22 protein-coding genes are annotated in these 21154 nt (G+C 63.9%); 10 read left to right on the plus strand and 12 right to left on the minus strand.

What is annotated here, in order from left to right; genetic code table 11:
• Positions 1–190: 190 nt before the first annotated feature.
• The 4 genes from EP165_RS09055 to EP165_RS09070 all read right to left on the minus strand — a co-directional run bounded on the left by EP165_RS09055 (position 191) and on the right by EP165_RS09070 (position 4877).
• Positions 191–409 carry a hypothetical protein gene (locus EP165_RS09055; RefSeq protein ID WP_127521624.1) on the minus strand — a complete coding sequence of 73 codons (219 nt, stop codon included), beginning with the start codon at positions 407–409 and terminating at the stop codon, positions 191–193.
• 104 nt (positions 410–513) lie between these two features.
• Positions 514–1293, minus strand: coding sequence for a Bax inhibitor-1/YccA family protein (locus EP165_RS09060; protein ID WP_127521626.1), 780 nt, complete (start codon positions 1291–1293; stop codon positions 514–516).
• Positions 1294–1520: 227 nt separating this feature from the next.
• Positions 1521–4070, minus strand: coding sequence for an ABC transporter permease (locus EP165_RS09065; RefSeq protein ID WP_127521628.1), 2550 nt, complete (start codon positions 4068–4070; stop codon positions 1521–1523).
• Between the two features lie 102 nt (positions 4071–4172).
• The gene (locus EP165_RS09070) at positions 4173–4877 is read right to left on the minus strand and encodes an ABC transporter ATP-binding protein (RefSeq protein WP_127521630.1); all 705 of its coding nucleotides are present in this window, start codon (positions 4875–4877) and stop codon (positions 4173–4175) included.
• A 57-nt stretch (positions 4878–4934) separates the two neighbouring features.
• Between EP165_RS09070 and EP165_RS09075 the strand changes: the two genes are divergently transcribed.
• Positions 4935–5561 (plus strand): arylesterase, encoded by a 627-nt coding sequence (locus tag EP165_RS09075; RefSeq protein ID WP_127521632.1) that lies wholly within the window; start codon positions 4935–4937, stop codon positions 5559–5561.
• A gap of 106 nt (positions 5562–5667) precedes the next feature.
• Positions 5668–6267 (plus strand): RNA 2',3'-cyclic phosphodiesterase, encoded by a 600-nt coding sequence (thpR, locus tag EP165_RS09080; RefSeq protein WP_127521634.1) that lies wholly within the window; start codon positions 5668–5670, stop codon positions 6265–6267.
• Here thpR and EP165_RS09085 read toward each other — a convergent pair.
• Positions 6168–6686: a low molecular weight protein-tyrosine-phosphatase gene (locus tag EP165_RS09085; protein ID WP_127521636.1), complete on the minus strand. Its 519-nt coding sequence runs from the start codon at positions 6684–6686 to the stop codon at positions 6168–6170. The genes thpR and EP165_RS09085 overlap by 100 nt on opposite strands.
• Positions 6687–6733: 47 nt before the next feature.
• Between EP165_RS09085 and EP165_RS09090 the strand changes: the two genes are divergently transcribed.
• Positions 6734–7033, plus strand: coding sequence for a 4a-hydroxytetrahydrobiopterin dehydratase (locus tag EP165_RS09090; RefSeq protein WP_127521638.1), 300 nt, complete (start codon positions 6734–6736; stop codon positions 7031–7033).
• A gap of 40 nt (positions 7034–7073) precedes the next feature.
• Positions 7074–7460, plus strand: a complete 387-nt coding sequence (locus EP165_RS09095) for a YkvA family protein (RefSeq protein ID WP_127521640.1) — start codon at positions 7074–7076, stop codon at positions 7458–7460.
• Positions 7461–7463: 3 nt separating this feature from the next.
• On the opposite strand, the gene EP165_RS09100 is transcribed toward EP165_RS09095, so the two are convergent.
• Positions 7464–7907, minus strand: coding sequence for a nuclear transport factor 2 family protein (locus EP165_RS09100; protein ID WP_127521642.1), 444 nt, complete (start codon positions 7905–7907; stop codon positions 7464–7466).
• Between the two features lie 92 nt (positions 7908–7999).
• Positions 8000–8788, minus strand: a complete 789-nt coding sequence (locus EP165_RS09105) for an IclR family transcriptional regulator domain-containing protein (protein ID WP_127521644.1) — start codon at positions 8786–8788, stop codon at positions 8000–8002.
• Between the two features lie 67 nt (positions 8789–8855).
• Between EP165_RS09105 and EP165_RS09110 the strand changes: the two genes are divergently transcribed.
• From EP165_RS09110 to pcaF, 3 genes are read left to right on the plus strand one after another with little or no spacing between them, the layout of a single operon-like run.
• Positions 8856–9572 (plus strand): 3-oxoacid CoA-transferase subunit A, encoded by a 717-nt coding sequence (locus EP165_RS09110; RefSeq protein ID WP_127521646.1) that lies wholly within the window; start codon positions 8856–8858, stop codon positions 9570–9572.
• Complete coding sequence (locus EP165_RS09115) at positions 9572–10243, plus strand: 3-oxoacid CoA-transferase subunit B (RefSeq protein ID WP_127521648.1); 672 nt, start codon at positions 9572–9574, stop codon at positions 10241–10243. The genes EP165_RS09110 and EP165_RS09115 overlap by 1 nt, the downstream gene beginning before the upstream one ends.
• Position 10244: 1 nt before the next feature.
• Complete coding sequence (pcaF, locus tag EP165_RS09120; protein ID WP_127521650.1) at positions 10245–11453, plus strand: 3-oxoadipyl-CoA thiolase; 1209 nt, start codon at positions 10245–10247, stop codon at positions 11451–11453.
• A gap of 1 nt (position 11454) precedes the next feature.
• On the opposite strand, the gene EP165_RS09125 is transcribed toward pcaF, so the two are convergent.
• From EP165_RS09125 to EP165_RS09140, 4 genes are read right to left on the minus strand one after another with little or no spacing between them, the layout of a single operon-like run.
• Positions 11455–13527, minus strand: coding sequence for a hypothetical protein (locus EP165_RS09125; RefSeq protein ID WP_127521652.1), 2073 nt, complete (start codon positions 13525–13527; stop codon positions 11455–11457).
• On the minus strand, positions 13524–16355 hold the full coding sequence (locus EP165_RS09130; protein ID WP_127521654.1) for a DUF4159 domain-containing protein: 2832 nt from the start codon (positions 16353–16355) through the stop codon (positions 13524–13526). Before EP165_RS09130 ends, EP165_RS09125 begins: the two co-directional genes overlap by 4 nt.
• On the minus strand, positions 16352–17269 hold the full coding sequence (locus tag EP165_RS09135; RefSeq protein ID WP_127521656.1) for a DUF58 domain-containing protein: 918 nt from the start codon (positions 17267–17269) through the stop codon (positions 16352–16354). Before EP165_RS09135 ends, EP165_RS09130 begins: the two co-directional genes overlap by 4 nt.
• 13 nt (positions 17270–17282) lie before the next feature.
• A complete protein-coding gene (locus tag EP165_RS09140; protein WP_127521658.1) occupies positions 17283–18290 on the minus strand; it encodes an AAA family ATPase in 1008 nt (335 codons plus the stop codon).
• Between the two features lie 179 nt (positions 18291–18469).
• Here EP165_RS09140 and EP165_RS09145 point away from each other — a divergent pair, with 179 nt between their 5' ends.
• Genes EP165_RS09145 through EP165_RS09155 form a run of 3 tightly spaced genes read left to right on the plus strand, consistent with a single transcriptional unit; the run spans position 18470 to position 20952 of the window.
• Complete coding sequence (locus EP165_RS09145; protein WP_501981666.1) at positions 18470–19075, plus strand: DUF1285 domain-containing protein; 606 nt, start codon at positions 18470–18472, stop codon at positions 19073–19075.
• Entirely contained in the window at positions 19076–19705 is a 630-nt protein-coding gene (locus EP165_RS09150; RefSeq protein ID WP_127521662.1) for a CoA pyrophosphatase, read from the plus strand.
• Positions 19702–20952: a CCA tRNA nucleotidyltransferase gene (locus tag EP165_RS09155; protein WP_127521664.1), complete on the plus strand. Its 1251-nt coding sequence runs from the start codon at positions 19702–19704 to the stop codon at positions 20950–20952. Before EP165_RS09150 ends, EP165_RS09155 begins: the two co-directional genes overlap by 4 nt.
• On the opposite strand, the gene EP165_RS09160 is transcribed toward EP165_RS09155, so the two are convergent.
• Positions 20949–21134 carry a DUF1059 domain-containing protein gene (locus EP165_RS09160; RefSeq protein WP_127521666.1) on the minus strand — a complete coding sequence of 62 codons (186 nt, stop codon included), beginning with the start codon at positions 21132–21134 and terminating at the stop codon, positions 20949–20951. The two genes, EP165_RS09155 and EP165_RS09160, sit on opposite strands and share 4 nt — an antisense overlap.
• Between the last annotated feature and the right edge of the window lie 20 nt (positions 21135–21154).

The following is a 21154-nucleotide window of genomic DNA, read 5'->3' on the forward strand; positions in this document are numbered from 1 at the left end:
ATATCGGCCTCAGGCAGCTGCCGCGCTTCCCGCGCGAACAGGCGCTCTATGTAGCGAGCTGCAACGCCTCGCATAGGGACGTGTCGCTGAACTTCTAGGGGAGTTGGTTACGCTCACGGCCATTCCGCCGCTCCTGCGGCGGGCCTGCGCGGGTGCGCCAAACTTTGTTCGTTTTGCGTGCTCCGCTTAGTCAGGTCGCGAATTCCATAGGGGCCGGAAACCGACTGTACTCGGTTCGCAGAAACGCTTTTGCCTCGTCTTCGGTGTCGACTGACTTCCAAATCTCGTAGGGATCAAGCTCTTGTCCCTCGGGGCACAGCACCCGGGGCGTTTGGGCAAATGAAGGCGCGGACAAGCCGGCGAGGCAAGAAAGTCCGAGCGGAATGACCAGCGTCAGATATCGCAGCATGTGGTGTGCTCCTCAAATCCAACTCCGGCTGGCAGCGTGGCGGCAAGCCCGTTAACAAAAAGGGCGCCTCGCGGCGCCCTTTCGTTTGGTCCGTCAGTTCGCTGCTATTCGCGGTTGCCCAGGAACTGCAGCAGGAACATGAACAGGTTGATGAAGTCGAGGTAGAGCCGCAGCGCGCCCATGATCGCCTTGCGGCCGGCAACAACAGCGCCATCACCCTCGTAATACATCTCCTTGATCTGCTGGGTGTCGTAGGCGGTGAGGCCTGCGAAGATCAGCACGCCGATGCCCGAGATCGCAAACTGCAGCGCGGGCGAGGCGAGGAAGATGTTCACCACCATGGCGATGATCAGGCCGATCAGACCCATGAACAGGAACGATCCCATTCCGGTCAGGTCGCGCTTGGTCGTGTAACCCCACAGCGACAAGGCGCCGAAGGAAGCCGCGGTGATGAAGAAGGTCTGCACGATCGAACCGGTCGTAAAGACCAGGAAGATCGAGGACAGCGACATGCCGACAAGCGCGGCGTAGACCCAGAAGGTCGTCTGAGCTGCTGACACGCTCATCTTGTGAACGCGGAAAGACAGGAAGAAGACCAGCGCCAGCGGCGCCAGCATTACCACCCAGCGCAGCGGCGAACCGTAAATTACGGCGCCGAACTGGGTAAGCATCTTGCCGTTTCCGAGCGTGGCGACTGCCGAAGCCGGGTCACCTGTCGTTGCGAGTGACACGGTGCCGAGCGCGGCCACGCCGGTGATTGCGAGACCCAGCGCCATCAGGTTGTAGACCCTGAGCATATATGAGCGCAGGCCCTCGTCTATTGAGGCGTCCGCGCGGCTTCCTACAGATGCCGTGCGTGCCTGATAATTGCGAAGGTCAGCCATGTGATTCCTCTAGTTGCTCCGTCCCGTCGGGAGTCGGGGCGCATTTCAGACATACGCCCAGGCGCCGCTGGCGGGACTCCAGCATGCCTGAGCGGAATATGTGTGTTCTTTGTGTTCAGGACAAGTCCCGCAAGCCGCGCGAAGCGCTTTATTTTGCAGGTTTGTTGCGCAAATTCACATTCCGTGAAGCCCGCGCAAGCTCTTGTTAACCTTACACAATGGCGGAACTACAGATTGCGCAGCACCGGGGCGGCCTTGTGTCCGAGAACTCGCCACGTGCCCGCGAGGCCGAAACCGACCGTCAGGACCAGCGCTATCACGATGGTGGAAATGGCGACTTCCGGCAGGAAGGAGGACGGCAGGGTCATGATCTGCGAAACCACATACCAGGCCGCAACCCCGCCGGCGAAAAGCGCAAAGACGGCGGTGGACAGGCCGATGATCAGATATTCGAGCGAGAACGCCGAGATCAGAGTGCGGCGTGTCGCGCCGAGCGTCTTCAGCACCACGGCGTCGTGGATGCGGGCCCGGTTGCCGGCCGCGAGCGCGCCCGACAGCACCAGCACGGACGCGATGAGCGCCACCGCTGCGGCGGCGCGAATGGCTGTCGCGAGCTGGGCGACCAGTCCGTTGACGATGTCCAGCGCATCTTTCACCCGCACGCTTGTGACGGCCGGGAAGGCGCGGGTGACGGCGTTGAGCAACCGCGCATCCTCGTCCACGCCAGCGTCGTCGTCGCTCAAAGTCGCCAGCCAGGAATGCGGGGCCCCGGCGAATGTGTTGGGCGAAAAGACCATGACGAAATTGATGCCCATCGATTCCCATTCCACCTGGCGAAGATTGGAAATGCGCGCGGTGATGTTGCGGCCGAGCACGTTGACGGTGACCGTATCGCCGATCTTGAGCCCGATCTCGCCGGCTTCCTCGGCCGAGAAGGAAACGAGCGGCTCGCCGGAATAGTCGGCAGGCCACCATTCGCCCTGCGTCAGCGTGGCATTGGCGGGGGTGGTCTCGGAATAGGTGATACCGCGGTCGCCGCGGAGCACCCAGGCCCCCTCGGGCGGCATTTCCATCTTGCGCACATCGACATCGTTGAGCGCCATGATCCGGCCGCGCAGCATCGGCACCTTGTTGAGCGTACCGGATGGGGACTGCTCGGCGACAAGTTCGCTGAAGGCGTCGATCTCGGTGCTTGGAATATCGACGAAGAAGAAGTTGGGCGCCTGCTGGGCCAGATTGCCGGAAATCTGGCTGCGCAGATTGCCGTCGATAAGTGCGAGCGTGACCAGCAAAGTGAGGCCGAGGCCAAGGGACAGGACCACGGACGGCGTCAGCGCTCCCGGCCGGTGGATGTTGCCGATGGCCAGCCTGAGCGCGGTGGAGCGTACCCGCGGGCTGCGGCGCGCAATATCCTGAAGCGCGACAGCCACGGCACGCAGTACCATAAACGCAAATGCCATGCCGCCGATGAAGATGACGGCAATGGTTCGTTCGCTCGACCACCAGATCGCGAACGCGGAAAGAAGCGCTGCTATCGTGACAGAGGCTGCAACATAGATGGTGCGGGGACGGCCGCGTGCGTCGATGCCCTTTTCGCGGAACAGCGCCGTTGCCGGCACGTCGCGCGCGCGGCCGAGCGGCATCAGCGCGAACACGAGCGTGACCATGAGGCCGAAAAGGACGCCGACGGAGAGTGCTGCCGGGTAGAAGCCGGCTTCGGCCGGCAGGGGCAGAAATCCGGAGAGGAACGCCACTGCCAGAAACGGCATCGCGGCACCGATCGCTACACCGGCGGCGATGCCGATCAACGCGATCATCATGATCTGCACAAGGTAGACCGTGAAGACGAAACCACCGGAACCGCCGAGGCTCTTCAGCGTGGCGATGACGCCGCGTTTGCTGTCGAGATAAGCGCGTACGGCATTGGCCACGCCGACGCCACCGACCACCAGCGCGGTCAGGCCGACCAAAGTCAGAAATTGCGAAAAGCGTGCCACATTGCTGGCGAGCGACGGCGCGGCGTTTGTGCGGGCGCGGATGCTCCAGCCCGCTTCGGGCAGCCGCTCGCCGGCCTCTGTGCGGATCGCCTCGATGTCGGCGTCTGTCGTACCGTCGGGCAGTTTGAGCTTATAGCCGAATTCGACAAGGCTTCCCGGCTGCAGCAATCCCGCGGCGCGGAGCCCTTCCAGCGAAACCATCATGCGGGGTGCAAAACCGAAGCCGTCGGAGATGGCGTCGGGTTCCGAGACGATGCTGGCACGCAATTCGAACTCACGGCCGCCGAGCACTATGCGGTCGCCGAGCGAAAGGCCAAGCCGCTGGAACAGAAGGTCGGCGCCGGCCGCGCCATATGCGCCGTCGCGCAGCGCGAACAGCTCTTCCACCGGCATAGCCGGTTCCGTCTCGAAGCCGCCATAGAGCGGGTAGGCGTTGTCGACCGCCTTCAGTTCGACCAGCGTCTGGTCGGATGCGTCGGTGAGCCGTACCATCGATCGCATGTTGGCGTTGACGGCGACCGCGCCCTTGCTTTCAAGGAAAGACTGTTCTTCGGGCGTTGTCTCCCGGTGAACGAGCTCGAACCGCATGTCGCCGCCAAGCAATACCTGGCCCTGGCCGACGACCGCGCCGGTGATCGCCTGAGCGACGGAGTTTACGCCGCCGATGGCGCCGACGCCGAGCGCGATGCAGGTGACGAAGATGAGAAAGCCCGAGAGGCCGCTGCGCATTTCGCGCAACGAGAAGCGGACGGCAAGGGCGAGCGTGCGGGAGAAAGTCACTAATGCGGCCTCCGGAAACGCATCGGATGGCTATGCTTGTCCCTCGTCAGCGGGAGATTGCCGGCGGCGCGGAGGCGGATCGTGCAAAAGGTCGTTCGCATGTCAGGCGGATGCCGCCAGCGAGGGGGACGAAACGCCGGCCTCGATCCTGCCCGAGCGCATGGCGACCTGGCGGCTGCAGCGGTCGGCAAGCGTCGGGTCGTGGGTGACCAGCACCAGCGTCATGGTGCGTTCCCGCGCTTTCGCAAACAGCAGATCGGCGATCTGGCGGCCGGTCGACTGGTCGAGATTGCCGGTCGGCTCGTCGGCGATGAGTATCTTGGGCGAGGGCGCCAGCGCGCGCGCGATTGCCACCCGCTGCTGTTCGCCGCCCGAGAGTTCGGAGGGGTAATGCGTGACGCGGTCGGCAAGACCCACGGCAGCCAGTTCGCGTTCGGCGGCAGCGAAAGCATCAGCCTTGCCGGCGAGTTCCAGAGGAACAGCGACGTTTTCGAGCGCAGTCATATTGGGAATGAGGTGGAACGACTGGAAGACGATGCCGACATTGCGTCCGCGAAAGGCCGCCACCTCGTCCTCGCTCCGGTCGTTGAGCAGATTGCCGGCAATGCGTACGGTTCCCGAATCGACCCGTTCCAGTCCGGCAAGCACCATCAGCAGTGTCGACTTGCCCGAACCAGACGGTCCGACAATGCCGATCGTTTCGCCGTATTCGGCAGTGAGACTGATGCCCTTGAGCACGTGGACGGATGAAGCGCCCTGACCAAGCGTGAGAGACACCTGATCGAGCTGAATGACGGGTTCAGTCACGGAGAAATCGTCCTATATGCAATTCGCGGGTCCGCATCATATGGGTTGAAATCGAACATGTTCAAACGTCTCGCCATCCTGTTTTTTGCAGCAATGCTGCCGGTTCTGGCGTATTCGGCCGCGAATTCGGCTGAGCCGGCCAAAATCGTCGCGTTTGGCGACAGTCTGATGGCCGGTTACGGCCTTTCGCCGGGAGAGTCTTTCCCCGAAAAGCTTGAACAGTCCTTGCAGCAGAAAGGTCACGATGTCGTGATCTCAGGTGCCGGCGTGTCAGGCGATACGTCTACCGGCGGCCTGCAGCGCCTCGACTGGTCGGTGCCCGATGATACCGACCTGGTGATTTTGGAGCTCGGCGCCAATGACATGCTGCGCGGGATTGCGCCGTCGATCACCCGCTCCAATCTGGACGAAATGATCACGAAACTGCGGGATCGTGAGATCGATGTTCTCTTGGTGGGCATGCTCGCGGCCCCAAATCTGGGGCCGGATTATGCAGAGGCGTTCAATCCGATCTATCCGGAGCTGGCGAACGAATACGGCCTGCCGTTCTATCCGTTCTTCCTCGATGGCGTTGCGGCGCAGCCGCAGCTTCTGCTTGGCGACGGCATGCACCCGAATGCCGACGGGGTGGACAGGATTGTGGAGGGCATACTGCCGCTTGTCGAAGCGCAGCTGAAGAAATGACTGTGGGCGCGGCGGCGGTGGCATGTGCCTTGAAAGAAAAAACCTTGCCCGGGCGGCCATTCGATGATTCGCTTGCCCTCAAGCAGTCGATTCGAGGAGGTATTTCATGCCGCGTCTGTTCACCGCCCTCGAAATTCCGCGCGATGCCGCGATGTCGCTTTCGCTCCTGAGGGGCGGTTTGCCGGGCGCGCGCTGGATCGACGTCGAAAACTACCATCTGACATTGCGTTTCTTCGGCGACATTGAAGGCCATGTCGCCGATGAGGTGGCAAACGCGCTCGACCGCGTGCGCCGACCCGACTTCACGCTCACCTTGAGCGGCGTCGGCGCCTTCGGTGGCAAGAAACCGCATTCGATCTGGGCCGGCGCGTCGGCATCTGCGGACATGCATGCGCTGCAGGCGGAAATCGAGCGCATCTGCCAGCGGCTCGGGCTGCCGGCGGACCCACGCAAGTTCAGCCCGCACGTCACGCTGGCGCGGCTTCGCAATACGAGCCCTGTCGACGTTGCCAACTATCTGTCGGCGCGCGGCAACTTCGCAACTATGCCGTTCCGTGTGGGGCGGTTCGTGCTGATGTCTTCGCGCGCATCGGTGGGCGGCGGCCCCTATGTGATCGAAGAGGCCTGGCCGCTGATGGGCGCGGACACGTCGCGCGCCCCCAGTTTCGAGGCCAGCGCCTCGGATGCCTCATGGAGTATGCGGTAGACCGTTTCGAAGCCATCCGCGCCGCCATAATAGGGGTCGGGTACATCCCGGTGTCCGATGCCGGCATATTCCAGAAACAGATGCACCTTGTGTTCGGCCCGGGCCGTCGAGCGACCGATCAGCGTCTCGACATTGGACCTGTCCATGCCAAGGAGCAGGTCGAAGTTTTCGAAATCGGCAGCGCTGACCGCGCGGGCGCGCTGGGCGGAAATATCGATTCCATGGCGGGCTGCCACCTGTATCGAGCGCGGGTCGGGCGGGCTGCCCGCATGCCAGGCGCCGGTGCCGGCTGAATCGATCGCGAACCGGTTGTCGGCGCCCACCGTCGCGGCAACTGAAAGGAAAATGCCTTCCGCAAGCGGCGAACGGCAGATATTGCCAAGGCAGACGAAAAGGATGCGGCTGGGCTGTGCGGGCATGCGGCCTGCATATCCGGGCCGACACCTACGGGCAACAGGAGGCAGATATGGCGCCAAGAAGATTTGAAGAAGCAGAAATCCGGCAGGGCATGAAGGATCTGCCGGATTGGAACCTCGCCGGCGACCTGCGTTCGATCAGCCGCCGCTTCACCTTCGCAGACTTCAACCGGGCGTTCGGCTTCATGACGCAGGTGGCGATGGAGGCCGAAAAGCTCAATCACCATCCTGAATGGGCGAATGTCTACAAAACCGTCGACGTAAAACTCAACACGCATGACGTGGACGGGCTGAGCGAGCTCGACTTCAAGCTCGCCCTTATGATGGACAAGCTCGCGGGCAGCCGGTGAGCCGATTGAAATCGGCAACGCCGATGCCCATCTGAAACAGATGACCGAACAGCTCGACCACGTCACGATCGGCGCAGTTCTGGCTCCGGTGAGCGCGGAGGAAACGCGCTGGCGGGAGGAGCGCGTGCGCTCGAAATTCTGGCGCACCGTAAAACGGGCCGTGCGGCAAATCCCGTTTATGGATGAGGTGGTGGCTGCCTACTATTGCGCGCTCGACACCGAAACGCCGACGCGCGCGCGGGGTATCCTGCTCGCCTCACTGGCCTATTTCGTGCTGCCGACTGACCTTATCCCCGACTTTCTGGTTGCGTTCGGGTTCACGGACGATCTTGCGGTGCTGACCGCCGCAATCACGGCCATCCGCCCGCATATCAAGGACCATCATCGCCAAGCGGCCAAGCGGGCGCTGGAAGACAACAACCGCTGATCGTTAGAGCCGGATGAAGATATCCGGCGATACCCCGTTGCGCGCCGCGGCAATCGCACTGTCCCTCAATGCCTCGTTCGCGACTATGCGGAACGGGGCGGTATCGGCAAATACCCGTTCTTCAAGAATCTGACCTTTGCCGTTGAGCACGAAGCGATCCATGCCGCGCCATTCGATCGATCGGCCGTAGATGGACTGCGATGTCTGCCATTCGACGTAGACGACGTCACCGGCCACGGCCCATCCAAGCAGGCTCCATTCCAGATCCGGCGACATCCTGACTTGCAGCGATACAAGCCTGGGAAGCTCGTGAGGCGAGACCGCGCGGTCGACAATCGGTGTGTAAAGCTTGCCATCGGGGTGCCAGAGCGCGCGCATGGCTGCGCCGTCCCGGTTCCGCCAGGCGGTTTCGAATTCTCCGACAAGTTGTTCGGCTGATCTTGTCATACGACCGTCTCGATTCGGCTTCAGTAGATCACTGGCGAACAAAGCGCGCTACTGAAACGCGGTCACGCGCGCGACACTCCTGACAGACCGCGCTACTGCACCGCGAAATAGTTTTCGATAGACGCGGCGGCCTTCCGCAGATGCGGCAATGTCCGCGCCTTCAATTCCGCGGATGTGTATCGTCCGGCCTGGGCCGGGACGTTGATCGCAGCGACCACCTTGCCAGCACGGTCGTGCACCGGCACAGCTATCGAGATCAGGCCAAGCTCCAGCTCTTCCTCCACGATCGCATAGCCCTCCCGGGCCACATCGAGGATGGCGGCTTCGATGGCGTCGGGGTCGACCAGCGTTCGTGGCGTGTTTTGCACGATCCTTGTCTGCGCAATCAGCTGGGCCCGGGCGGCCGCATCCATGCCGGCAAGCAATACCCTGCCCATCGATGTGCACCATGCCGGCAGCCGCGTGCCGACATGGAGCGCAACACTCATGATGCGCTGGCCGGGCACGCGCGCGACGTAAACAACGTCGGTTCCAGCGAGGATTGCGGCGGAACAACTTTCGCCGGTTGCTTCGGAGACGTCATGCAGGAACGGGTGCGCATAGTCCCACAGCGAGGCCTCGCTCAGCCATGCGCGTGCGATCGACAACAGACGTGCGGTCAGGATGAAGCGCCGGCCCTCCTGCCTGGCGTGGCCGGTGGCCACAAGCGTGAGCAGCAGACGGCGTGCACCGGCGCGGGTCAGGCCCGCTTTTCCGGCGGTTTCGGTGAGTGTCAGCCCCGCAGGATGTGCGGCGAGAATTTCCAACACACCGAGGCCGCGCTCGAGCGAGCCGACAATATCCCGCGCCTCGGGCGCGATTGACTCGTCCGGTCCAGTCATTCTAATAATATCACATAGAATACTTTTGTTCGCAATGCGAACTTTTTGAATACGCGGTGAGGTGACGGTGGACAAGATCTACCCAGGCATGGCGGACGCGATTTCCGACATTGAAGACGGCATGACTGTCATGATTGGCGGGTTCGGCGGGTCGGGTGCGCCGATCGAGCTGATCCACGCGCTGGTCGACCGCTACAAAACGACGGGGACGCCAGGCGGTCTCACGGTGGTGAACAACAATGCCGGCAATGGCGGCATCGGTATCGCCGCGATGATCAATGCCGGCATGGTCGCCAAAATGATCTGTTCGTTCCCGCGATCCTCGGATCCTCGCGCATTCACGGACAGGTATCTGGCCGGCGAGATCGGGCTAGAGCTTGTGCCCCAGGGTACATTGGCAGAACGTATTCGCGCCGGCGGAGCGGGAATTCCCGCATTCTATACGCCCGCAACCTTTGGCACGCAGCTCGCCGAGGGCAAACCCGTCGCAGAGTTCGACGGCAAGTCCTATGTGCAGGAACGCTGGCTGAAAGCCGATGTCGCGCTCATCAAGGCGGAACTCGCCGACCGCAAAGGCAATCTGACCTACCGCAAAGCGGCACGGAACTTTTCGCCGCTGATGGCCGCCGCCGCGAAGGTGACGATCGTTCAGGCACGGCAGGTGGTAGCGACGGGCGGGATCGATCCGGAACACATCATCACGCCCGGCATCTTCGTGAACCGCGTGGTCGAGGTAACCGACCCTCAACAGGAAGAAGCGCTGCTGCGCGCGGAGGCAAGCTGATGGCATCGAAGCTCACCAACGCCCAGATCGCCTGGCGCGCCGCGCAGGATCTGCCCGATGGCTCCTATGTCAATCTTGGCATCGGCTTTCCCGAGATGATCGCGAAGTTCAAGCCCGAGGGCCGCGAGGTCATTTATCATACCGAGAACGGCGTGCTGGATTTCGGTGAAGCGCCGCCCGTAGGTGAGGAAGACTGGGATCTGATCAACGCCGGGAAAAAGGCGATCACGCTGAATGCGGGTGCTGCCTTTTTTCATCATGCCGACAGTTTCGCTATGGTGCGCGGCGGCCATCTCGACGTTGCGGTGCTTGGCGCCTACCAGATCGCCGAAACCGGGGATCTCGCAAACTGGAGCACGGGGCCGGGCTCGGTGCCGGCCGTCGGCGGTGCGATGGACCTCGTGCACGGTGCAAAGCAGATCTGGGTCGTTACCGACCATGTCACCAAGAAGGGGCAGCCGAAACTGCTCAAATCCTGCACGCTGCCGCTGACAGGCGTGGGCTGCGTGACCACTGTCTATACCAGCCTGGCGGTGTTCGACATTCTCGACAAACGTTTCGTCCTGCGGGAAAAGCTGCCCTCGATGAGCCTCGACGAACTGCAGGCCGTCACCGAAGCAGAAATCGTCGTCAACGGTAAGCCGCGCGACCTCAACGTACCGGAGCTCTGAAATGGCCGAAGCCTTTATCTGCGACTACATCCGCACCCCAATCGGGCGCTTCGGCGGCGCTTTGTCGTCGGTGCGCGCGGACGACCTTGCCGCCATTCCGCTTGCTGCGCTGAAGGCGCGCAACGGCGGTGTGGACTGGGAGGCCGTGGACGATGTGATCTTCGGCTGCGCGAACCAGGCGGGCGAGGACAATCGCAACGTGGCGCGCATGGCGCTGCTTCTGGCCGGGCTGCCGGAGGCAATTCCCGGCGCCACGGTGAACCGGCTCTGCGGATCTGGCATGGACGCGCTGACCATCGCGGCCCGCGCCATCAAGGCAGGGGAAGCCGAGATCGTCGTTGTGGGCGGTGTGGAATCCATGAGCCGTGCGCCCTTCGTGATGCCGAAGGCCGACACCGCCTTTTCGCGCAATGCGGAGATTTACGACACCACCATCGGCTGGCGGTTCATCAATCCGCTGATGAAAAAGCAATATGGCGTCGATTCCATGCCGGAGACCGGCGAGAATGTCGCCGAGGAGTTCAAGGTCAGCCGTGCCGACCAGGACGCATTTGCCGTGCGCAGCCAGGCCAAGGCAGTGGCGGCGCAGGAGAACGGCCGGCTGGCAAAAGAGATTACACCGGTCACGATCCCGCAGCGCAAGGGCGATCCGATTGTCGTCGACAAGGATGAGCATCCGCGCGCAGGCACGACCATCGAAGCGCTCGCCAAGCTTGGAACGCCCTTCAAGAAGGAAGGTGGCACGGTGACAGCCGGCAACGCATCCGGCGTCAACGATGGCGCGGCGGCTTTGATCGTCGCTTCCGAAGCGGCCGCGAAGAAATACGGATTGACGCCGATCGTACGCGTTCTCGGCGGGGCGACTGCGGGCGTTGCGCCACGCATCATGGGTATCGGCCCTGCACCGGCCACAAAGAAGCTCTGTGCCCGCCTCGGTATCAAGCCGACGGATTTCGATGTTGTCGAACTCAACGAAGCTTTTGCCTCCCAGGGCATTGCTGTGCTCCGCGAACTCGGTATTGCCGAGGGCGCGGAGCATGTGAATCCGAATGGCGGTGCAATTGCACTTGGCCACCCGCTCGGCATGTCCGGTGCGCGGATTTCGGGAACGGCTGCCCTGGAGCTTAAGGAACGCGGCGCCAAGCGGGCGCTGGCAACGATGTGCATCGGCGTCGGGCAGGGTATCGCGCTGGCGATGGAGCGGGTTTAGGCTACCGCCCTTCGCGGTACCACATCGCGCCGAGCGCGAAGAGAAGCAGCCCCAGGCCGAAGAACCCGGTGAAAAGCGGCACGCGGCTGACCGATTTCAGGATGCTGTCGCCGGTCGTTCGAAGCCCCATCCAGTCGCGGCCGGACGTGGTGCCGTTGCCGCGTACGGGCACGATGCCCGGCAGATCGATACTGCCGGTCAGCCCGGTTCCGATATGCCGCACGGAGCCGCCGCTCGCCTGCGCCACCGGCGCCAGCCGCTCAGCCGTCGATACGACGTCGGCGAATTCCGGCGCGTTGACCGGACCGACATGGGCAAGTGCGAAGAGGTCCTCATTGCCAACCTGATAGAGGCCGATTTCGTCAACCTCCATTGCACCTGTGAAAAGGCCCGGACGTTCTTCCGTGAGCGCGATACTGGAGGTCTCGCCTGACGGTGAAATGACCTGTGCGTCGCCGGCCTCGTCTCCCATCGTCTGGCGGCGTACCTCGAGGATCATGCCGCGGCCGCCGGCAGTCAGCCGCTCTTCCTCAAGCTCCGGTTCTTTCATCAGCCAGTGAGCAACGCGCCGGTAGAGCGCGACATGCGGCCCGCCGCCCTCGAAACCGCGAGCCCACAACCAGCCGTGATCGGAGAGAAGCATGCCGACCCGGCCTTCGCCGCGGCGGTCGAGTATCAACAGCGGCGCTTCGCCGGTACCCTTCATCACCACCTGGCCCTGCGGTTCCGAGGTGCCGATAAGCCGGAACCAGCGGCTCCAGTTCGGTGGCTCGATGGCAGAGCCTTCCAGTCCGCGCGTGACGGGGTGGCGTGCGCCCGTCTCCGTCAGGCGCGGGAAATACGCTTCTTCCACTACCTCGCCGGTGGGCAGCGCGGGCAGTGCCGGCATCAGCGGGGTTCGTGCGATCGACTGTTCGCCCGCATATTCCGGCCCTGCGGCCACCAGCAGCGCGCCGCCGTTTTCCACATATTCGGCGATGTAGTCGTAATAGAGGATCGGCAGCACGTCGCGGTGCTGGTAGCGGTCGAAAATGATCAGGTCGAAATCGTTGATCTTTTCGACAAACAGTTCGCGCGTCGGAAAGGCGATCAGCGACAGCTCGTTGATCGGCGTTCCGTCCTGTTTTTCGGGCGGGCGCAGGATGGTGAAGTGCACGAGGTCGACCGATGCATCCGACTTCAACAGGTTACGCCAAGTGCGCTCGCCCGCATGCGGCTCGCCCGAAACCAGGAGCACACGCAGATTTTCGCGAATGCCGTCGACCAGGGCTATCGCCCGATTGTTGCTGTCGGTCAGTTCCTCGCTGCCGCGTTCTATCGAAAGCTCGACAATGTTGCGACCAGCGTGGGTGATCGCCGTGGTCAGCCCCATCTCCTGCCCGATAACGGCGGTGCGGATACCGCGTTGTTCGCCGTTCACGCTGACGCGCACGTCGATTTCGCCGGCCTCGCCCGCGGCGCCGATGACGCGGTAGGTCATTTCCATCTCACGGCCGACGATGCCGAAACGCGGTGCGAGCTCAAAGCGAATGCGGCGGTCGCTTTCGTCTTCCTCGCCTGTGATCAGCGCATGCAGCGGCCCGCCAAAGGTGGTCGCGTTTTCGGGAATGTCATGTACCTGACCGTCGGTGATCATGACCGCCCCACCTACGCGGGAAGGCGGGACATCGCGCATCGCGCTTTCCAGCGCGCCGAACAGGCGCGTCTGCGTACGTTCGTCGGCCGCGCTGGCGCGGCCGGTCTCGACCGTGCGCACCTCAAACTGGCCGAACCGGCCAAGCCTTGCCTGCAGTTCGGCGAGCGCAGCGTCGGTGGTTGCTTCCCGGTCGCCGATGTCCTGGCTCTGGCTGCGGTCTACGATGAGAGCCACAACGCTTTTCAGCGGTTCGCGTTCCTCGGCAAGCAGCGCCGGGTTCGCGACTGCGACGGCGAGCGCCACGACACCCACGAGGCGCAGCAGCGCACCGCGCTGGCGCAGGAACAGACCGAAGATCGCGATAGCAATGACCGGAACGGCGATGACCGCCAGCGCCAGCCAGGGGATCAGCGGATCGAAGGAAACCGACCAGTTCATTGGCCGAGCCTCTCAAGCAGGATCGGCACGTGCACCTGGTCCGATTTGTAGTTGCCGGTGAGCATGTACATCATGATGTTGACGCCGCCGCGCAGCGCCCACAGCCGCTGCAGCGGATCGGACGGTACCGTCGGCAGCAATGGCCGGCCATTATTGTCGATCGCCCAGGCACCAGCGAGATCGTTGGCTGTGATCATGATCGGCGAAACACCGTCGCCGGTGCGTACCGGTCGGTTTTCGGAGTTGTCCGCGTCGAGCGAGGATTCCACCCAGAGGGGGCCACCGGTGTAGCGGCCGGGGAATTCCTGCATGATAAAGAACGCCTTGGTGAGCACGTGGTCCGGCGGAACCGGCTCCAGCGGCGGAATATTGAGCGACGCCAGAATATCGCGCAGGCGCTGCGTGGCCGCGCTCGCGCCGTCGCTGCCGAAGCCGGTGGAGTACTGGTCGCGTGTGTCGAACAGCACGGTGCCGCCCTGCTGCATATATGCGTCGATGCGGGCCACGGCGTCCGGGCTCGGCATCTGGGCGGCGGGGTCGATGGGCCAGTAGATCAGCGGATAAAATGCGAGCTCGTCGGTTTCAACATCGACGCCGGCCGGCGCGCCGGGTTCCAGCGCGGTCTTTTCGGTCAGGAAACGCGACAAGCCGGTTAGGCCGGCGCGGCTCACCGCGTCGACGGAACTGTCGCCGGTGATCACATAGGCGATGCGTGTTTCGGTGATGGCGGCAATGGCTTCGGCATCGCCGGGGCGCGTGTCGTCGGCCAGAACGGGGGAGGGCGCCAGCGCCCATAGGCCGGACGCCAGGGCGGCAATTGCAAGGGTGGCAGTGGCATTGGCCGCGCGGCGGCGAACGCGCGCGGCGGCGAACACGCCGCTCATCCAGAACACGGCGAGCATGTCGAGGATCATGAATATCAAGGCCGCTGCCAGCAGGAAGCCACGAAGCTCCTGCGATTCATCAAAGGCGTAAGCGGCGCTGGACACAGGAATGCCGGTCTGCGGACGGTCGATCGGCAGCAGCGCCGCCTCGCGGCCGAGCAGGTTGTGGGCGAACACGCCTTCCTCACCGCCATAAAGGCCCGGCGGATTTTCGATGGTGACCGGCTGTTCGTCGGACATGATTTCGAGAGGCCGAGCTTCGGGCGAGGGCGGCACCAGCTGGCCGTCCGCCGAGATCATGCGGTAGGGCGGCAGAGCTTCGCGGGCGCCTTCGGGGCCGGCCTCGGCGCTGCCCTGATTGCGCGAAAGCTGTACCAGCCGGCGCAGCATCTCCACAAAAGTGCCGGAGATCGGCAGGTTGGACCATGTCGCCTGCGGCGTGACATGGAACAGCACCAGAGTACCGTCTCCGCGGCTGGCGCCGGTTACCAGCGGAGTGCCGTCGGCCAGGGTTGCCCATGAACGTTCGACGATATCGGGTGTCGGCTCGGCCAGAACCTGGCGGCTGACCGTCACCTCGTTGGGCGGTGTCAAATCGGCAAATGGGCCGGAAGCGGGGAACTCGGTGAGCGGCTGCGGTTCGGTCCATGACAGCGAGCCGCCCAGCTGCCGTTCACCCAGGCGCAGGCGCACCGGCAGCATGTCTTCGTCGTTTTCGGCCGCGGCCAGCCGGGAGCCGGCGAAGCGGACCAGCGTACCGCCGCCCTCCATCCACTCGATGAGCTGAGCACGGGCCTCATCGGGCAGCGTGCCGACATCGGCCATCACGATCATCGCCGGTTTGCGCTCAAGAAGCGCGGGGATCGCTTCCGTAAGGTCCGCACTCTCAGCCTCCACGAGATCGGCGAAGGGCGCGAGGGCGCGGTCGATGTAAAATAGCGGCGACAACAGGGGCTGTGCCTGGTCGCCTTCGGCCTGCGAAATGAGACCGACCCGGCGGCGCTTGGAGCTTTCGTCGAGCACACGTACCGCTGCTGCCTGGGCCTGACCGTCAATCGCAATCGAGGCGAAATCGTTGCGCAGTTCGAAGGGGACTTCGAACTGGGCGACAGCCTGCGAATCCGCCGGCCCGAAGCTCAGGGTTGCGTCGGCGATCCGGCGCCCCCGATCATCGAAGGCCCCGACTGTTGCTGCAGCGGGTACCGGGTCGCCCGGTAGGCGGACGGCCGAGACCTCGAAGGCTCTGGCGTTGTTTTCGGCCGTCCTCAAGCCGATCATGGGCAGGCTGTCGGGTTCGACCCAAACCAGGCTTGAGATGTCGCCCCCGAGCAGCTGTTCGAATGCCTGCCGGTCGCCCGGTTCGGCAAGGCCATCGGTGAGGATGACGACAGACGCGCCCGGAACGGCCTCAAGCGCGCCGGCGACGCGGGCGTAGACGGCCGGTCTGTCGGGCGGTACGGGCTGCGGTTTGATGGCGTTGAGGCGGTCGCGTGCTGCACCCGCGTCGAATGGACCGATCTCTGCATTCAACGGTTCGGCGGTGAACGCCAGAATGACCGGCACGCCGGCGTCAGCGGCGTCGTCGATGAAACGGGATGCCGTTGCGGCGCGGCGTTCCCAGTCGGTGGCTGCGGACCAGCTATTGTCCATGACAATGGCGACCGCGCTGCCTCCGGTCGAGACGTTTTCGCGCGGATTGTACACCGGTTCGGCCAGTGCGAGGATGACCAGCGCGGCCATGAGAAGCCTCAGCAATGTCAGCCACCACGGGCTCTGATGCGGCGTTTCCTCGCGGCGGACGACCCGCGCCAGAATGCGCAGCGGCGGAAACAGCTCAAGCTGCGGGCGCGGCGGGGTGAGGCGCAGCAGCCACCAGATGACGGGCAGAAGCAGCAGGCCGAACAGGACGGCCGGTGCACCGAAGCTAAGCGGAAGCCAGCTCATGAGTGCACCCCGTGGCCGAGGCCCGGATCGACTGTCATGGCCATATGTACCTTGACCAGTGCCTCCGACGCCAGCCGGTCCGTGTGATTGACGGTATAGCTCCAGCCCAACCGCTTGCACCACATATCGAGCTCGGTCCGGCGCGCGAGGTAGAGCCGGCGGTAGTCCGCACCCAGCGTTTCGGCGCGCCCTGCGGTCAGCCGCTCGCCGGTTTCAGGATCGTGAAATTCCGTACGGCCGGCATAAGGAAAGGTCTCTTCCGCAGGGTCCGCAACCTCAACCAGATGGGCCCGAACGCCACGCTGGGCCAGCGGGCCGAGCCAGGCCTGCGTTTCTTCCGCCGGGTCCAGAAAGTCGCTGACTACGACGATGTCGGAGAAGCGGCGGATGTGCGCCATCTCGGGCCGCGCCGAGGGCGATTGAATGTGCGCCAGGCGCGCCGCCAGCCGCTCGGCGCCGTCGCGGGCCGCGAAAGGGTCGGTCACACCGGGCCAGGCGATGCGCTCGCCGGAGCGCGACAAGAGTTCGGCCAGTGCCAGGGCAAGCACCAGCGCGCGCGATTGTTTCGAAACACTCGCGCCTGCCGACTGGTAAAGCATCGACGGTGAAGGATCGGCCCAAAGCCAGACCGTGTGCGCGGCCTCCCACTCCCGGTCGCGGATATAAATGTGGTCGTCACGGGCCGAGCGACGCCAGTCGATGCGCGCGTGCGACTCGCCGTCGACATAAGGCCGGAATTGCCAGAAGTTCTCGCCGATGCCACGGCGCCTGCGTCCGTGCCAGCCGGCGATGACGGTGTTGACCACCCGCCGCGCCTCTACCAGCAGATCGGGAACCAGCGAGGCGCGCAGCCGCCCGCGCGCGAGCGCGTCGGTTGTGGTAACGGGGGCTGCGGCTCCGCCGACCGGCGCCATCAGATGCCCAGCCTCAGCCCTGTGCCCTGACCAGACGGGCGATCACGTCACGAACGCTTGTACCTTCGGCGCGGGCCGCGAATGTCAAAGCCATGCGGTGCTGGAGAACGGGTTCGGCCAGCGCGTGGACATCGTCCACGGACGGCGCCAGCCGCCCGTCGTAAAGGGCACGGGCACGGGCACACAATGTCAGCGCCTGGCTGGCGCGCGGGCCCGGTCCCCAGGCAACCTGACGGTCGGTTTCCTCATTTCCCTGGCCGGGGCGCGCGGAGCGGACCAGCGACAGGATCGCCTCGACTACGGTTTCCGGCACCGGCATACGGCGAACCAGCTGCTGGATTTCGCGCAGCCGTGCCGCCGTCAGGACGTTTTCGGCGGGAGCCTCGTCGGCGCCCGTGGTTTCAATCAGGATGCGGCGCTCGGCCTCGATCTCGGGATAGGAGATGTCGACCTGCATCAGAAAGCGGTCGAGCTGCGCTTCCGGCAGCGGGTAGGTGCCTTCCTGCTCCAGCGGGTTCTGTGTTGCAAGCACGTGGAACGGCGAAGGAAGGTCGTGCCTGCGGCCTGCGACGGTGACGTGATATTCCTGCATCGACTGCAGCAGCGCCGACTGCGTACGCGGGCTTGCACGGTTGATCTCGTCGGCCATCAGCAGCTGCGCGAAGACCGGCCCGGAAATGAAACGGAAGCCACGTTTGCCGGCCTCGTTTTCCTCCAGCACCTCGGAGCCGAGGATATCGGACGGCATCAGGTCGGGCGTGAACTGGATCCGGTTGGCATCGAGACCGAGCACGGTGCCCAGCGTGTCCACAAGCTTGGTCTTGGCGAGACCCGGCACGCCCACCAGCAGCGCGTGGCCGCCGGCAAGAAGCGCCACCAAAGTACGCTCCACAACGGCGTGCTGACCGAAAATGACATCACCGACCGCGCCCTTGACCCTGGCGATATCCGCCAGTGCCTTTTCGGCCTCGGCGATCATCTCCTTTTCGGTCGGAGCCTTGTCCTTGACGATGACGCTCATGCCCCTTCAATCCTTTCAACGGAAGCCCTCGAGCCGCCGGCCCGGCAGGCATGTCGTCTCAAATTGGCGCGACTCACCCTATGTTGCGGTGCGCACAAGTTGAACATAAATCAGCCTTCGGGACTGACAAGCGCGATGACAGTGACTATTTCGTGACGATGGCCGACCGAACAGACCCCATGAAAGGCCTTGCAGCGGCCGGGGATACCGCCGGGCTGCAGGCACTGATCGCGCGTGCGGCGCGCGCCGGCAAAGGCCTGCCGCCGGTCGAGCGCTGGAACCCCGAATTCTGCGGCGATCTCGACATGGAGATCAAAGCCGACGGCACGTGGTTCTACATGGGTTCGCCGATCGGGCGGGCAGCGCTTGTGCAACTCTTCTCGACCGTTCTGCGCAAGGATGAGGACGGCAGAACGTATCTCGTGACCCCTGTGGAAAAGGTCGGCATCCGGGTCGAGGACGCGCCTTTTGTCGCCGTGGAGATGGATGTTTCGGGGCAGGGGACGAATCAGGTGCTTACATTTCGTACCAATGTGGGCGACGTGATCGAGGCTGGGCCAGGCCATAGGCTGCGGTTTGTCGACGAAGACGGAACCGGCGGACTGAAGCCCTATCTTCATGTGCGCGGACGGCTTGAAGCTCTGGTGGCGCGGCCGGTGATGTATCAGATCGTCGAGATCGGCGAGGAGGTCGAAATCGACGGTGAGACAATGTTTTGCGTGCGCTCCAGCGGCGAGGTTTTTCCGGTCATGCCGGTGGCAACGCTGAAACGCCTGAGCGCCTGAATGGACACTGCCGCCACAGGATCGTTTTCGGCGGAGGATTTTCGCCGCCGCGCGTCCGGCGCGTCCGGGGCGGTGGACGACGATTTCGGCGATCACCGGCTTAACCCCGATCTTCGCGACATGATCGTTCGGCCCGGGTTGCGCGATGCCGCCGTGCTGATCCCGGTTGTCGATCATGATGAGGGCGCAACCGTAATCCTCACGCAGCGCACGGAGAAGCTGCGCAGCCATTCGGGGCAGATCGCCTTTCCGGGCGGCAAGATCGATCCCGAAGACGCTTCGCCGGAGCATGCGGCTCTGCGCGAGGCCGACGAGGAGATCGGCCTCAACGGCGCTCATGTCGATATCATCGGTCGGTTACCCGATTATGTTTCGGGTTCCGGATTTCGCATCGCGCCGGTGCTTTCGGTCGTGCGCCCCGGCTTCGACCTCACGATCAATCCGCATGAGGTTGATGCGGCATTCGAGGTGCCGCTGGCGTTTCTGATGGACCCGGCCAACCACCGCCGGCAAAGCCGGGTGTGGAACAAGCGCGAGCGGTTTTTCTACGAGATGCCGTTCGGCGAAAGATATATCTGGGGTGTGACGGCCGGAATCATCCGCCAGCTCTACGAGAGGCTTTACCTGTGAGCGATGTATCTATCGCCCAAGCGCCCTGGCTGGGCGACGCCGGCCTGCAGAAACTGCTGTCGGTGTTGTCGGCCGGCGGCGAGGAGGCGCGCATTGCAGGCGGCGCCGTGCGCAACGCGCTTCTGGGCGAGGCGGTAACCGATGTCGATATAGCCACGACCAATCTGCCGGACGCCGTGATCGCGCGGGCCGAAAGCGCGGGCTTCAAGACCGTGCCGACCGGCAAGGAACATGGCACGATCACGGTGATCGCCGACGGTACGGCCTATGAGGTGACGACGCTGCGCGCCGATATCGAAACCGATGGACGGCACGCACGTGTCGCGTTCGGCCGCGACTGGAAGCGCGATGCGGAGCGGCGCGATTTCACGATCAACGGGATGTATGCCGAGGCCGACGGGCGTGTGATCGATCTCGTCGGCGGGCTGGCGGATCTTCAAAGCCGTACGCTGCGTTTCATCGGCGACGCCGACGAGCGTATCAAGGAAGACTACCTGCGGATCCTGCGCTTTTTCCGCTTTTTCGCATGGTATGGAGCCGGGCGTCCTGACGCCGACGGCATCAAGGCCTCGGCGCGTTTGAAGTCGGGACTCGACGGGCTTTCGGCCGAGCGGGTGTGGTCCGAATTGCGCCGGCTGCTGTCTGCGCCCGATCCCTCACGCGCACTCTTGTGGATGCGCCAGGCCGGCGTTCTCACGCGTGTGCTGCCGGAAAGTGAGAAGTGGGGCATCGATGCCGTGCCAGGTCTGGTCGATGCCGAGGGTGCGGAGGGCTGGAAGCCCGATCCGCTGCTCAGGTTGGCCGCGATTGTGCCGCCGGACGCGAAGCGGCTCGTCGGCTTGGCGGAGCGGTTAAAACTCTCGAATGCGGAGGCCGAAAGGTTGCAGGCCTGGGCGAATGCCGCATCGCCGGCTGCCGAATGCGGAGAGGCGGAACTTGCCCGCATGGCATATCGCGGCAAGGTGGGCGGTCTCACAGATCGCATGCGCCTGTCGTTTGCCGGCGCGCAGGCGAAATCGGACGCCGGCACCGCGGCGGGTTACCGGCGCTTGCTCGCTTTCCTGGCGGCCTGGGAAAAGCCGGCTATGCCGGTGACAGGCAACGATCTTCTGGCGGCCGGGCTAATGCCCGGCAAGTCGCTCGGTACAATTCTCAAATCGCTGGAAAGCGAGTGGATGGAGAGCAATTTCTCGCTGAGCCGCGACGCGCTTCTGAAACGCGCCGCGGAAATTGTTACGCAGAGCTAAGCCGCGTCGCGCGCAGTGGCGATGCGGGAGCGGATCGCTTCCACCATGGTTTCGCGGATATTCGTTTCGCCATGCGCTTCGCGCATATGCTCCACCGCGCGGCGCATCACCTCCGCCTCTTCTTCGTGGCGGGTGTGCCAGTCGCACCCGGGCACCAGCGAACCGCAATGATAGGTCTTCATTGGTTCCTCCTTGGCTCCGT

It is taken from the genome of Mesorhizobium sp. Z1-4 (assembly GCF_004000235.1).
Classification (GTDB): Bacteria; Pseudomonadota; Alphaproteobacteria; order Rhizobiales; family Rhizobiaceae; genus RCIO01.